Annotated in this window: 12 protein-coding genes; 10 read left to right on the forward strand and 2 right to left on the reverse strand. The window is 66.3% G+C overall.

Annotated elements, in window-relative coordinates:
• Positions 1-119 precede the first annotated feature (119 nt).
• The 10 genes from ACEWQZ_RS06255 to ACEWQZ_RS06300 all read left to right on the forward strand — a co-directional run bounded on the left by ACEWQZ_RS06255 (position 120) and on the right by ACEWQZ_RS06300 (position 10431).
• Positions 120-1121, forward strand: coding sequence for a CsgG/HfaB family protein (locus ACEWQZ_RS06255; RefSeq protein WP_476482216.1), 1002 nt, complete (start codon positions 120-122; stop codon positions 1119-1121).
• A gap of 457 nt (positions 1122-1578) precedes the next feature.
• The gene (locus ACEWQZ_RS06260; protein WP_476482217.1) at positions 1579-3003 is read left to right on the forward strand and encodes an RNA polymerase factor sigma-54; all 1425 of its coding nucleotides are present in this window, start codon (positions 1579-1581) and stop codon (positions 3001-3003) included.
• Between the two features lie 90 nt (positions 3004-3093).
• Complete coding sequence (hpf, locus tag ACEWQZ_RS06265; protein ID WP_476482218.1) at positions 3094-3414, forward strand: ribosome hibernation-promoting factor, HPF/YfiA family; 321 nt, start codon at positions 3094-3096, stop codon at positions 3412-3414.
• A gap of 35 nt (positions 3415-3449) precedes the next feature.
• The gene (locus tag ACEWQZ_RS06270; RefSeq protein ID WP_476482219.1) at positions 3450-3920 is read left to right on the forward strand and encodes a PTS sugar transporter subunit IIA; all 471 of its coding nucleotides are present in this window, start codon (positions 3450-3452) and stop codon (positions 3918-3920) included.
• Entirely contained in the window at positions 3917-4858 is a 942-nt protein-coding gene (gene hprK, locus ACEWQZ_RS06275; RefSeq protein ID WP_476482220.1) for an HPr(Ser) kinase/phosphatase, read from the forward strand. Before ACEWQZ_RS06270 ends, hprK begins: the two co-directional genes overlap by 4 nt.
• A complete protein-coding gene (gene rapZ, locus ACEWQZ_RS06280; RefSeq protein ID WP_476482221.1) occupies positions 4855-5715 on the forward strand; it encodes an RNase adapter RapZ in 861 nt (286 codons plus the stop codon). Before hprK ends, rapZ begins: the two co-directional genes overlap by 4 nt.
• On the forward strand, positions 5712-6089 hold the full coding sequence (locus ACEWQZ_RS06285) for a PTS sugar transporter subunit IIA (protein WP_476482222.1): 378 nt from the start codon (positions 5712-5714) through the stop codon (positions 6087-6089). The genes rapZ and ACEWQZ_RS06285 overlap by 4 nt, the downstream gene beginning before the upstream one ends.
• Complete coding sequence (locus ACEWQZ_RS06290) at positions 6086-6355, forward strand: HPr family phosphocarrier protein (RefSeq protein ID WP_476482223.1); 270 nt, start codon at positions 6086-6088, stop codon at positions 6353-6355. Before ACEWQZ_RS06285 ends, ACEWQZ_RS06290 begins: the two co-directional genes overlap by 4 nt.
• Complete coding sequence (gene ptsP / locus ACEWQZ_RS06295; RefSeq protein ID WP_476482224.1) at positions 6352-8097, forward strand: phosphoenolpyruvate--protein phosphotransferase; 1746 nt, start codon at positions 6352-6354, stop codon at positions 8095-8097. The genes ACEWQZ_RS06290 and ptsP overlap by 4 nt, the downstream gene beginning before the upstream one ends.
• A gap of 6 nt (positions 8098-8103) precedes the next feature.
• Positions 8104-10431, forward strand: a complete 2328-nt coding sequence (locus ACEWQZ_RS06300) for a glycosyltransferase (RefSeq protein ID WP_476482225.1) — start codon at positions 8104-8106, stop codon at positions 10429-10431.
• Between the two features lie 300 nt (positions 10432-10731).
• On the opposite strand, the gene tsaB is transcribed toward ACEWQZ_RS06300, so the two are convergent.
• Both tsaB and ACEWQZ_RS06310 read right to left on the reverse strand, forming a co-directional pair.
• Positions 10732-11388, reverse strand: coding sequence for a tRNA (adenosine(37)-N6)-threonylcarbamoyltransferase complex dimerization subunit type 1 TsaB (gene tsaB / locus ACEWQZ_RS06305; RefSeq protein ID WP_476482226.1), 657 nt, complete (start codon positions 11386-11388; stop codon positions 10732-10734).
• A complete protein-coding gene (locus ACEWQZ_RS06310; protein WP_476482227.1) occupies positions 11385-13292 on the reverse strand; it encodes an ATP-dependent DNA helicase in 1908 nt (635 codons plus the stop codon). Before ACEWQZ_RS06310 ends, tsaB begins: the two co-directional genes overlap by 4 nt.
• Positions 13293-13296: the final 4 nt, after the last annotated feature.

Here is a 13296-nt window from a genome sequence, read left to right on the forward strand (position 1 = left end):
AGAGCCTGTCCGGATTCGGACCGGCATTTCGTTATTGGGGTACACGCTCAATACATCCTGCCCGCAGGTGCAGCTGCATGACGGGGCAAAAGATACGGATCATTTCAGGAGGAGACACCATGAAATTCAAATTGATTGCCGGCCTGTGCGCACTGGGCTTGCTGACCGGCTGCCCCGCTGCGGGCACGACCACACAGGTGCGTGACAGCGGCTCCGGACCCAGCATCGGCGAAGCACGCGCGGCAGATTACAACGGCCCGCAGGCGCGCATTGCCGTGGCCCGCTTCGAAAACAAGGCCAGCAACTCCGGCCGCTGGTGGAACCAGTCCATCGGCGACGGCATGGCCGACATGCTGACCACCGCGCTGTTCAATTCGGGGCGCTTCATCGTGCTCGAGCGACAGGCCGTGGACGACATTCTGGCCGAGCAGGACTTCGGCGCCAGCGGGCGCGTGCGCCAGGACACCGCTGCCGCCATTGGCGAGGTTGAAGGCGCCGAGCTGCTGGTGGTTGCCGCGGTGACCGAGTTTTCCGAAAACGCCAGCGGCAGAAGCGGCTCCTTCGGCGGCAGCCGCATCGGCAAGGTCGTCGGCAGCATCGCCGGCGGTTCAAGCAGCGCCCACATGGCCATCGACCTGCGCATCATCGACACGACCACCAGCCGTGTACTGGCCGCCACCAGCGTCCAGGGCGAAGCCAAGGACTTCGATATCGGCGGCGCCCTGGCCGGCTACACCGGCCGACACTCGCTGGGTGGCTCGCTGTCCGCCTGGGAAAACACGCCGCGCGAAAAGGCGCTGCGCCAGGTCATCGGCAAGTCGGTCGAAGAGATCGTGCGCCGCACGCCGCAGCGCTATTACCGCGAAGGCGGCAGTCAGTCGGCCGGCTATCAGGCCAGCAACACCGGCAGCGGTGGCGGCGGCACCGGCGAGCGCGTAGTCATCACCGCCAATTCGCTCAACGTGCGTTCCGGACCCAACGGTGAAAGCCCGGTGCAGTTCAGCCTCACCTCCGGCGCCATGGCCAACGTGCTGACACGCGCCGGCGACTGGATCCAGATCCAGGACAGCCAGGGACGCACCGGCTGGGTGGCTTCCGAATACACACTCAGCGTTCAGTAACCGCCCCTGGCGGCGCCGCATTGCACGGCTCTGAGAAAGGCCCCGCCCGGCATCGGGCGGGGCCTTTTTTCTGCCATCAGGCAACGCCCCGGACGCCGCCTGAAATCAAAGCCGAAGGCGTTCCGCCCGGCTTGCGGTGTGAACGCTTTGAGCAGGTATTTCTCCCGGCGCAAGAGAGCCGAAAAGGCACGAAAGGATGCGCTTGAAAGTCAACGCCGGAATCCCGCGATCCGGTATTGCAGAGCTCGCAGCAAGAAGCAGCGGACTCCTTCGGGGAGCGGGCTTTACTGCGGCTTTTGATCAGTGCCGTATCGCGGTCCGGAACCGCTCCTGCAGAGGCTGGCGCCAGTGCTCGGCTGCAAAGGCCGGCAGCAGAGGCAACCCGCCATGAGCGGCCATCCAGGCCGCTGCTCCGAGCAAGTGGCCCGATTCTTGCCCGTGGCGTAGAATCGAAGGCATGAGACAGGGAGCAGGCCTCCAGCTCAAGCTGGGTCAAAAACTCAAACTGGCACCGCAGCTGCGGCAGGCCATCGCGTTGCTGCAGCTCAACCGGGTCGAGCTGCGGCAGACCACCCGCGAGGCGCTCAACACCAACCCCATGCTCGAACGTGCCGACGAGCCGCTTGACGATGATGATATCGGCGAGGAGACCGGCAGCGAAGAACGCGACGAAATCGAGCTCGACTACGGCGACGACTACGGTTTCGACGACCTGCCGGAAGGCTATTCCGTCGGCGCCGGCCCGGCACCCGATTACGACGAATTCATCAGCGACCGGGCCGATGAATCGCTGCAGCAGCACCTGCTGTGGCAGGTCAATCTGGCGGGCATGAGCGAAACCGACGAGGCCATTGCGCGGGCCATCGTCTACGCTCTGGACGAAGACGGCTATCTCCAGGACGATCTGGCCACCCTGCGAAGCTCGCTGGCACCCGAGTACCTGGTCAGCATCGAGGAGGTCGCCGCCGTCCTCGAACGTGTGCAGCGCTTCGAGCCCCTTGGCGTGGCCAGCCGCAGCGTGGGCGAAAGCCTGCTGCTGCAGCTTAAAGCCATGTCATCGAGCACCCCGGCGCTTGGCCTGGCCTGTCACCTGGTTGAACGGCATCTGGATGCGCTCGGAAAGCAGGATATTCGCGCCCTGGTTCGCGCTACCGGCATGACCGAGAGCGAAATTCAGGCCGCACTGGCGGTCATTCGACGCTGCAACCCGCACCCCTGCGCCCGCTTTGGTCGCGAGGATGAAAACTACATCGTCCCCGATGTCTACATTCACCCTGCCGAAGACGGCTGGCGGGTCACGCTCAATCCCGACAACGACCCGGGCCTGCGGCTCAACGGCGTGTACCTCAAGCTGGCGCGGCAGGCGCGGGGCGCGGACAAGGAGTACCTGAGAGATCAGCTTCAAGAGGCGCGCTGGCTGATCAGCGGGCTGGAGATGCGCAATCAGACCCTGCAGGCCGTCGCCGGCGCCATCGCCGAACGCCAGCATAACTTCTTCAGCCAGGGCGAGGCCGGGCTCGAACCCCTGCTGCAGCGTGAAGTCGCCGAGGCGATCGATGTTCACGAATCCACCGTATCGCGGGCGACGACCGAAAAGTACGTGCATACGCCGCGCGGAACTTTCGAGCTGAAGTATTTCTTCTCGACGGGAATAGACACTCAGGACGGCCAGCAAGTGGCCGCCACCGCGGTCAAGGCACAGCTGAGAAAGCTGATCGGAGAAGAGATCCCGAACAAGCCACTGTCGGATCAGGCGCTGGCCGACCAGCTGGCCGGAAACGGCATCAAGCTGGCGCGGCGAACGGTAGCCAAATACCGTGAGCAGCTGGGCATTCCCGGCTCGGCCCAGCGCCGGCGAACGGCACGGCTACATGCGAATTGAACGCCGCCATGGACTATCATTGCCGGACTGCCGGGTTGATAACATGAGCTTTGGCAACAAGGACTTGAGCAAACCTGAAGGAGCGAGTCGATGCAGATCGAAGTCACTGGACACAACATTGAAGTCACCCAAGCCCTGAAAGCCTACATTACCGAAAAGAGTGAGCGTCTCGAGCGTCATTTCGAAAACCTCATCTCGGGTCACTTCGTGTTGCGTCTCGAGAAGCTCGAGCACATTGCCGAGGGCACCGTCATGGTCGGCGGACGCACCAATCCGCTGCACGCGGAGGCGCAATCGGAAGACATGTATGCCGCCATTGACCTGCTGATGGACAGGCTCGACCGCCAGGTCCGCCGACACAAGGATAAGGTCACCTCACACCGCAGTTCGCCACCGGCTGAAGCCGAGTAGCGCGCTGCGCTGATCAAAGGAAGGGGTTCGAACTCATGCAGCTTGTTGACGTGCTCTCCGCCGAACGCATTGCAGTCGACATCTCCGCTTCGAGCAAGAAGAGTCTGCTGGAGAAGGTGGCCCGCCTGCTGGCTGCTGCTCCCGGCAGCGCCAGTACGCGAGATATTTTCGACAGTCTCTGCCAGCGCGAGCGGCTGGGATCGACCGGGTTGGGGCACGGCGTGGCCATACCGCATGGCCGCGTCGATAACCAGAACGACGTGTCCGGCGCCATGGTCCGACTCAAGAGTCCGATCGATTTCGATGCCCCCGACCACGAAAAGGTCGATCTGTTCTTTGCCCTGGCGGTGCCCGAGCAATGTACGGACACGCACCTGCGCCTGCTGGCCGAGATGGCAGAACGACTCGGCCGCGCTTCGCAGCGCGACGCGCTGCGAAGCACCGACGACCCCGACGAGCTGCTGCGTCTGTTGTCCACCAGTCCGGCCGATGTCGCGGCGCAATGACCCAGCGCATCACCCCGGCCGAACTCTATGACCAGTTTGCCGACCGCCTCGACCTGCGCTGGGTCAGCGGCAAGGCGGAAGCCGGCAGGCGCGAACTCGAACCCACCGGCTTTCATTCGCGCCCTTCCCTGGTCGGGTTTCTGACCCCGATTCATTCCACCCGCATCCAGGTCATCGGCCGTGAGGAGTACGACTGGCTCGAAGGCCTGCCGTCGAGAGCCCGCTGGGAAACCCTCGCCCGGATCATGGGCGACGAGCCGGCGGCAATCATCGTGGCCAACGGTCTGGAAGTAGCAGACGATCTGGCCCGGCTTGCAGAAGAGAACGACACACCGCTGCTGACCTCCAGCCAGAATGACTGGGAGCTGGTCGACTTCCTCGAATACCAGATTTCACGCCGCCTTGCCGCTCGCGAGACCCGGCACGGTGTGTTCATGGAGATCTTTACCATCGGCGTGCTGATTACCGGCGAATCGGGCACCGGCAAGAGCGAATTGGCGCTGGAGCTGCTCACGCGCGGCCACCGCCTGATTGCCGATGACGCACCCGAGTTTACCCAGCTCACCCCGGACATCATCGAAGGCTCCTGCCCGCCGGTGCTCAAGGAGTGCCTGGAAGTCCGCGGCCTGGGCATCCTCAATATCCGCCGCATGTTCGGAGATACTGCCGTCAAGGCCAGCAAGTATCTGCGGCTGATCATTCACCTGCACCTGCCGCAAAGCGGCGACAGCGAACCCGACCGCTTGCAGGGCAATGCTTCACAACACCAGGTGCTCGACCTCAAGATCCCGCAGATCAACCTGCCGGTTCTGGCCGGGCGCAACATGGCAATCATCGCCGAGGCTGCGGTACGCGACTTCATGCTGCGCATGAAGGGCTTCGATGCCGCCGCCGAGTTTGTCGAACGCCACGGGAGGCTATTGGCTGACAAGCAATGAACAGTCCATTGATCATCGTTTCCGGCTTGTCGGGCAGCGGCAAGACCGTTGCCCTGCAAGCGCTCGAAGACCTGGGTTATTACTGTGTGGACAACCTGCCCGGCGCGTTGCTTCCCGAGCTGGCACGCGAGGTGCGCAACCAGCCCGGGCGCTATCCCAGAGTGGCGATGGGCATCGACGCACGCAGCGGCCCGGAAGGCCTCGAGCGTCTGCCCGAGCTGCTGGATTCGCTGCCCGGCGATCGGCCATTCGAGCTGCTCTACCTCGACACCGACAAGAAAGTGCTGGTGCGCCGGTTCAGCGAAACCCGGCGCCGGCATCCGCTGAGCGATCTCGGCGGCGTCGAAACCGCGATCGAAGCCGAACGCAAGCTGCTGGCCCCCATTCGCGACAAGGCCGACTGGATCATCGACACCTCCGAAAGCAACATCCATCAGCTTCGGCGGCAGGTCTGGCGCGCTATCGGGGTGACCCGAAACGAATCCGTGCAATCGCTGGTGCTCGAGTCCTTCGCCTTCAAAAAGGGCGTGCCCCGCGACGTCGACATGGTGTTCGACGCCCGCTGCCTGCCCAATCCACACTGGCAACCGGGCCTGCGCGCGCACACCGGGCTGGAATCACAGGTGCGTGACTATCTGGAGTCGCATCCCATCGTCGACGAGTTCTGCGATGATCTTCTGGCTTTCATCCGGCGCTGGTTTCCGGCCCTGGCCGAAGACCAGCGCAGCCTGGTGACCGTGGCCATTGGCTGCACCGGCGGCCAGCACCGCTCGGTCTACGCGGTCGAGCGCATCGCACGTGAATTGCGCAAGGACGAACTGCGTGTGCTGGTCAGCCATCGGGAGCTGGAGCAATGACCGGCATTGTCGTGGTCACCCACGCCGCCTTGGGCGAAGCCGTCCGTCACGAGGCGGAGAACATTCTCGGCTACGCGCTGCCGGTGGTCACCGTGGCGGTCAGCTACCGCACGCAAATCGAAGCCACGCTCAAGCATCTGCGCGAGACCTTTGCGCGCAGCGCCGATGCCCAGGGCCTGCTGGTAATAACCGACCTGCCCGGCGCCACCCCGCACAACCTGGCCACTCAGGCGGCACAGGCCATGGGCTACCCGGTGGTTTCCGGATTGAATCTGCCCATGCTGCTGAAGGTCACCAACCACGCCGACAATCCCCCGGCCGAACTTGCTCAACTGGCGGTCGCCGGTGGCACCCAGGGCGTCGTGCAGTCATGAAGACCGTCGAACTGGAGCTGATCAACCGGCTTGGCCTGCATGCCCGCGCCGCCAGCAAGCTGGTGCAGACCGCCTCCGGTTTCGACAGCCAGATCTGGCTGAGTCATGGCGACAAGCGCGTCAACGCCAAGTCCATCATGGGCGTGCTTCTGCTGGCCGCACCCTGTGGCAGTCAACTGACGCTGGAGGTCGACGGCGCCGATCAGGACAGCGCCGCTGACGCCATCGCGCAGCTCGTCTCCAATCGTTTCGGAGAGGGCGAGTGAGCCTGGCGCTGACCGGCATCGGAGTCACGGCCGGCATTGCACTGGGCCGAGTGCATCGGCTCACGCCCGGCGAGCTGGCCCTGCCCGAGTATCGCCTCGAAGCCGACGCCGTGGAGGCGGAAATTGACCGTATTCGGCGGGCCGTCAAACGCGGCAACGCCTTTCTCGAAGGCGTGCTCGAGCGCATTGGCGAGTCCGGTGGTGAAACCGCGCGGGAACTGCTGGAAGCGCATCGCCTGATCCTGCACGACCCGATGCTGGTCGAGTCGGCCTGCGAGCGCATCCGCAACAATCGCGTCAACGCCGAGTGGGCGCTGGCACGACAGGCCGACGAGCTGCAGGAGCAGTTCCGGCGCCTTGACGACGAATACCTGGCGCTGCGTCGCGAGGACCTCGAACAGGTCGTCAATCTGATCCAGCGCGAACTGGCTGAGCAGCCCCCGGCACTCCTCAACGCCCAGGTACCGCATCAGCTCAGCGACACGATTCTGATCTCGACCGAACTGACGCCGGCGGACCTGACCATCCTGAGCCAGCGGCGGGTCGCCGGCCTGGTTACCGAGCACGGCGGCCCCTGGTCGCACACGGCCATCCTCGCTCGCAGCCTGGAAATTCCCATGATCGTGGGTGTGCACCACGCCCTCGAGCTGCTCGACGAGGGCGAGCGCCTGGTGCTGGACGGTCATTACGGCGCCGTGCTGGTCAACCCCGACGACAGCCTGCAGCGCCACTATGCCGACAAACAGGCGGCCAGCGAGCGTCATCGCGGCGAACTCAAACGCTTCATCTCCCGACCCGCGCGTACGGCCGACGGCAAGTCCTTCCAGATTTACGGCAACGCCGAACTGCCGATCGAATTCGAGCGCTGCATGCATACCGGCGTCGCCGGTATCGGGCTGATGCGAACCGAGTATCTTTTTCTCGACGAGCACATGCCCGATGAGGAGGCGCAGTACCGCGCCTACCGCGATGCCATCCAAGCCATGGGCGGCAAGCCGGTCACTATCCGCACGCTCGACGCCGGGGGCGACAAGCTGCCCGACGCGCTGGCGCTCACCCAGGGCGCCAATCCCGCCCTGGGCCTGCGCGGGCTGCGCCTGTCGCTGTCGGTTACCGATCTGTTCCGAGCGCAGCTGCGCGCCATTCTGCGCGCCTCGACCGAAGGCTCACCGGTGCGCATCCTGCTGCCGATGCTGACCAACGTGGACGAAATCGCCCAGGCCCGCCAGCTGATCGCCGAATGCCGGGAGGCCCTGCGCGCCGAAGGCCTGGCCATCGATCCGGAGCTGCCGGTCGGGGGCATGATCGAAACGCCGGCGGCCGCGCTCAACGTCGATGCCATGGCCACTGCGCTGGACTTTCTGTCCATCGGCACCAACGACCTGATCCAGTACGTGCTGGGCATCGACCGCCAGGACGAGCTGGTCAGCTACCTTCACGATCCGGCCCATCCGGCCCTGGTCGAGCTGATCGGCCGGATCGTCGAAGCGGGTCGGCGGCATGACCTCGAAGTGACCGTCTGCGGCGAGCTGGCCGGCGACGAGCGCGCCGCCCGGTTGCTGCTGGGGCTGGGCGTGACCAACTTCAGCATGCCGCCGGCGCGCGTGGCCGCGGTCAAGAAGAGCCTGATCGAGGCCAGTGCGGATCGCTGCGAACAGATCGTCGAGCGCTTTCTCGCCGACGGCAGCCAGCGCGGCGCGGAGCTGCTCGAAACACTCTGGCATTCCGGCGGGGCTCGATAAGACTTCATGCGCGTTCTCTACCTGACCCTGGAGCCGCCGCTGGATCCCGACCACGTAGCGACTGGCAACCAGCTGCGCGCGGCAATGCTCAGCGAAACGCTTTCCGCCGCCGGCCACGAGATCATCCAGCGACACAACCCGGAATGGACACACTCGGCCCTCGGAAGGTGCATTCACAAGATACGTCCGGACGTGCTTGTGCTCGGTTACTGGCAGCTCGCCGAGCGCCTGCCCGACAAACTCGACCAGGCGGTCGTGATCGACTGCATCGCGCCGCGTCCACTCGAGGAGCACTTCGTCGATCCCATGACCACGCCGATCGCGATCCGGCGCTATACCGGCGCGCTGTCACGGGCCAGCGTGCTGATGGTCGGCAACGCCCGCCAGCGCATCCTGCTGGCCGGCTGGCTGCTGGCTGCCGGTGAGGATCTGCGCGGACATGTACCGATCATCGAAGTGCCGCTGGCCATCAAGGCACCACCAAACGCACGAGAGTATCGCCACAAGCCGCTGCGTCTGGTCGCCGGCGGCCAGGACTGGCCCTGGCGCGACGGCTCGGCCTGGCTGGCCGACCTGGCAGCGGCGCAGGCGCCCGGCGAGCTCGAGCTGCATCATTTCGGAAGCGTTGAGACCGGCATCGACGCGATTGGGCACGGCATGCGTTCATGGCGACAATGGCAGAACTTTCTCGACACGCGGGCACATATCGGCGTCGAGCTGGCCAAGGCCAACTTCGAGCGCGAGCTGGCGCAGCCCTTTCGAATCGCCTCGTTCCTGCAGGCCGGCCTGCCGCTGCTGATCAACGACTACCTGCCGCTCGCCGCGCTGGTGCGCGAATACAACGCCGGCTGGGTGGTCGACTCGCGCCGGGGCGCCCGGGAGGCCGTCATCGAGGCGCTGGCGCACCCCGAGACCTGGCACGACAAGGCCCGCGGCGCCCATCGCCTGGCCCGCGAACGTTTCAGCCCGAGCGCCTGCAGCCGTCCGCTCCTCGACTGGCTCGAAACACCCGGCGGGCAGCCGAGGCGCTTCAGTCCGGCGGCCGGTGCCGGCCCGACAGTATCGCGACCGGCGCCCGGGCGTGCCGGCCTGATCGCAAGGCGGCTGCTACGCCCCGTTCGCCGGATGGTGGAAGGCAACGGCGTGGTCGTGATCACCCGCCCGGACCTGTTCCCGACCGACCACGGCGCCGCAGTCAAGATCATCGAAACCGCCCGTGGACTGGCCCGCCTGGGGCGGCCCGTCGCCATCGTTACCGCCGAGCGCAGTCGATACTGGCGGGTGACGCCCGATGACATCACCGCGCATCCCCTGCCGTGGTGGCTGCGCGCGCTGGCCATGCCGAAGATTCTCAGCCACGCCATCCACCGCCTGCGCGGCCTGCCGGCCAGCAACGCCTTTCTCTACTGGCCGCTCTATGATCCCGGCTACGGCCTGCGCGCCGCCTGGGTGGGCCGCCATATTGGTGCCTCGGTGGCGCTGGCCGAGTTCCCCGGCTATGCCCAGTCGGCCCGCATCTGCCGCCTGCTCAACGGCGGTCAGGCGGTGCTGGCCGAACACAACGTGGAGTATCAGCGCCTGGCCGAGCAGCTGCCCGACCTGTCGGCGCGCGCCGTCGAAACCCTGAAAGCGAGCGAAGTGAAGCTGGCCAACAGCATGGACGCGGTCGTCTGCGTTTCCGACCGCGACCGTGCCCGACTGATCGCCGGCGGCCTGTGCCGGGGCCGACAGATGACCATCCCCCACGGCGTCGACCTGCCTGCTTTCGATACTGCGCAACCCGCCGACCTCGCCGCCATATTCGGCCTTGATCCGACTCGACCCGTGCTGGTTTATCACGGCACATTTTCCTACCCGCCCAACCGCCAGGCGCTGATCACGCTGGTCGAAGAACTGCTGCCGCGGCTCGAGCGGCTGGGGCACCGCGTTCAGGTACTCGGCATCGGCCGCGACGCACCGCCGGGTGTCGAGCATCCGGACCTGCGTCTGCCCGGCAGCCTCGACGAGCTGGCGCCGGCCCTCAAGGCCTGCGATATCGCCGTGGTGCCGCTGAGCTCCGGCGGCGGCACGCGCATGAAGATCCTCGACTACTTCGCCGCCGGCCTAGCCGTGGTCAGCACCAGCAAGGGCTGCGAGGGCCTGCCCGTCACCGACGGCGAGCAACTGTTGATCCGCGACGGCTGGGACGATTTTGCCCGAGCCGTGGCCGGACTACTGGAAAACACCAACCGCCGCCGCGCCCTGAGCGAGTCGGGCCACGCAATGGCGCGCTCGCTGAGCTGGCAGGAAATCGCCGGACGCTACGACCGGCTGTTCCGCAAGCTGGCGGATTGAGCGCTCCGACCACGGCGAAGGTCGTCCGTCGCGGATGTAACCGCGACCTACTTCAGCAGTCAACGTCAAACCGCCGGCGAACGAAGCGTAGGTCGGCGTTACATCGCCGACGGGACGTCAGCGGGCCTGACCACGCATGCGCTACGTGTGTTCAAGGTTGAAATGTCGTCCGTCGCGGATGTAACCGCGACCCACTTCAGCGGTCCACGTCAAACCGCACGCGAACGAGCGGCGTAGGTCGGCGTTACATCGCCGACGGATGACGCCAGCGGCGTCTGACCACGCGTGCTGAAAAATGACTCACCCCGTCACTTCATCGCGCACGTACTTCGGTTCCAGCTCCCAGGCGGGAACCGGCTCGACCGAGTCGGCCAGGGCCAGCACGCTGCGGGCGTCCGGCCAGGTCTGCGGTTGTTTTTCCACGGTCTTGCCGGCCAGCACCGGCTCGAGCTCATCGGCGTAACTCGACAGACCCGAACCCGCGGCCAGCCACGGGCCGTCATGGGGCAGCGTCAGTGCGGCCGGGGCCACGACCACTTCCGGGCCGACCGACCTGTGCTCCCCGTTTCGTCCTTCGAAGAACCCGGCGTAGACCTCCGACATGCGCGCGTCGAGCACGGCGAGGACGTGGCCGGCGCGGGCCTGCGGATTGGCGGCGCGCGCCAGGGTGGCCAGGGTGGAGACGGCATGAATCGGCAGCTCGTGGCCCAGCGCAATGCCCTGGGCCACGCCCAGGCCGATGCGCAGGCTGGTAAAGCCGCCGGGCCCGCGCGAGACCGCCAGCGCGTCGAGATCAGCAAAGCCGATGCCGCGCCCGGCGAGCAGTTCGCGAATCCAGGGAATCAGCAGCTCGGCGTGGCGGCGCGGCGCGAGCTCCTCGCGCACGCTCATCTCGCCGTCGACCTCCAGGGCCACGGAGCAGAAATCGGTTGCCGTCTCGATCCCCAGCCGGATCATGCTGCCAACCTCTCGCGCAGGAACTCGGCCGCCTCGGCGGCGCTGTGGGCCCGGGTCATCGGCGGCAGGCTCTTGAGGAACAGCCGCCCGTAGGGTTTTTGCGTGATGCGCGGATCGCCCAGCACCAGCGCGCCGAAATCGTTCCACTGGCGAATCAGCCGCCCGGCGCCCTGCTTGAGCGCCAGCACCGCCTGCGGCAGCTGCACGGTGGTGAACGGATTCTCGCCGCCCTCGCGCACGGCCTTGAGCGTGGCCTCGAGTACCGGATCATCCGGGGCGGCGAAAGGCAGCTTGTCGATCACCACGATGCTCAGTGCCTGGCCCGGCACGTCCACGCCTTCCCAGAAGCTGGCCGCGCCCAGCAACAGACTATTGGGCGTGCTGCGAAAACGCTCGAGCAGGACGTGCCGCGGCGCGTCTTCCTGGATCAGCAGGTTGAAGTCGCTGTGCGCTCGCAGCCACTGCGCGGCGCGCCTGAGGGCGCGATGCGCGGTAAACAGCAGAAAACCCCTGCCCCCGGCGGCGCGCAGCAGCGGCATGACGGCTTCGAGCAGCCGCTCGGTATGGGCCGGATCGCGCGGCTCGGGCAGGTTTTCGGGAATCCAAAGCCGCGTCTGGTTCGGGTAGTCGAAGGGGCTGTCGACGACCAGCTCCTCGGCCGACTCGAGACCGAGCCGGCGGGTGAAATGCTCGAAGCGGCCGTTGACCGCCAGGGTCGCCGAGGTCATCACCCAGGTCGCGGGCACGCGCTCGCGCAGCTCGGTCAGCGGCGCGGCCACGTCCAGCGGCGTGAGGTTGAGCTGGAAGCGGCCGCGGCGCGAGCTGAACCAGCGCACGTAGCCTTCCTTGCCTTCCAGAAAGGCGTGCAGACCCTCCTGCATAGCCAGGGCGCGCTCGGCGCAATTGGCCAGATCGCGCGTGCGCTCGGCCAGCGGGTCGAGGGCGCGCGCCAGGTCGTTGAGGGCTTTCAAGAGCGCCTGAAACTCGTTCAGACAGTCACGCAGGGCCGAGTACTCGCCGCGGGCCGGCAGGTCGACGCTGGCGCTGACGGCCTGCTCGAGCGCCGCGCGCAGGTTGGCCACGGGCGCCTGTAGCAGCTTCAGGCTGCCCGCGGCGCCAGCGCTGGCAGCCAGAGTGTCGCGGGTGAGCTCGCGCACCTGCCAGGCGCTCAGGCCGCGCGAGAAAAAGCGCATGGCCGTGTCCGGCACCTGGTGGGCCTCGTCGATCACGACCGTCTCGGCGCCGGGCAACACCTCGCCGAAGCCGGTCTGCTTGAGCGCCATGTCGGCAAACAGCAGATGATGGTTGACCACCACAACGTCGGCCTCCTGGGCGCGGCGCCGGGCGTGAACCAGATGGCAGTCGGATATAAAGGGGCAGTCGCTGCCCAGGCAGTTGTCTTGAGTCGAGGTTACCAGCGGCCACACCCGCGAGGACGCTGGAATATCGTCGATCTCGCTGATCTCGCCGCTGTTGGTGTAGCCGGCCCAGCGCTGTACGGTGTGCAGTTCGGGCATGACATCCTCGAACAGCTCCGGCTCAGCGACATGACGCTCGAGGCGGTGCAGGCACAGGTAGTTTGCCCGCCCCTTGAGCAGCGCGATCTTGCGCTCCACGCCGAGCGCCTTGAGGGCCAGCGGCAGATCACGTCGAAAGAGCTGGTCCTGCAGGTTGAGCGTGCCGGTGGAAATGATCGTGCGCTCCCCGCGCAGCAGCACGGGCACCAGATAGGCCAGGGTCTTGCCGGTGCCGGTCGCTGCCTCGGCGACCAGATCCTGACCGCTGTCAAGGCAGCGATCGATGGTCTCGGCCAGTCCGAGCTGCCCCGCACGCGGTCGAAACGCCGGCAGCGCTCCGGCCAGGGCACCATCGGCGCCGAACAGGGTCGCCAGGGAGGCGCTCATCAAG

This window comes from Wenzhouxiangella sp. YN1 (assembly GCF_056324145.1).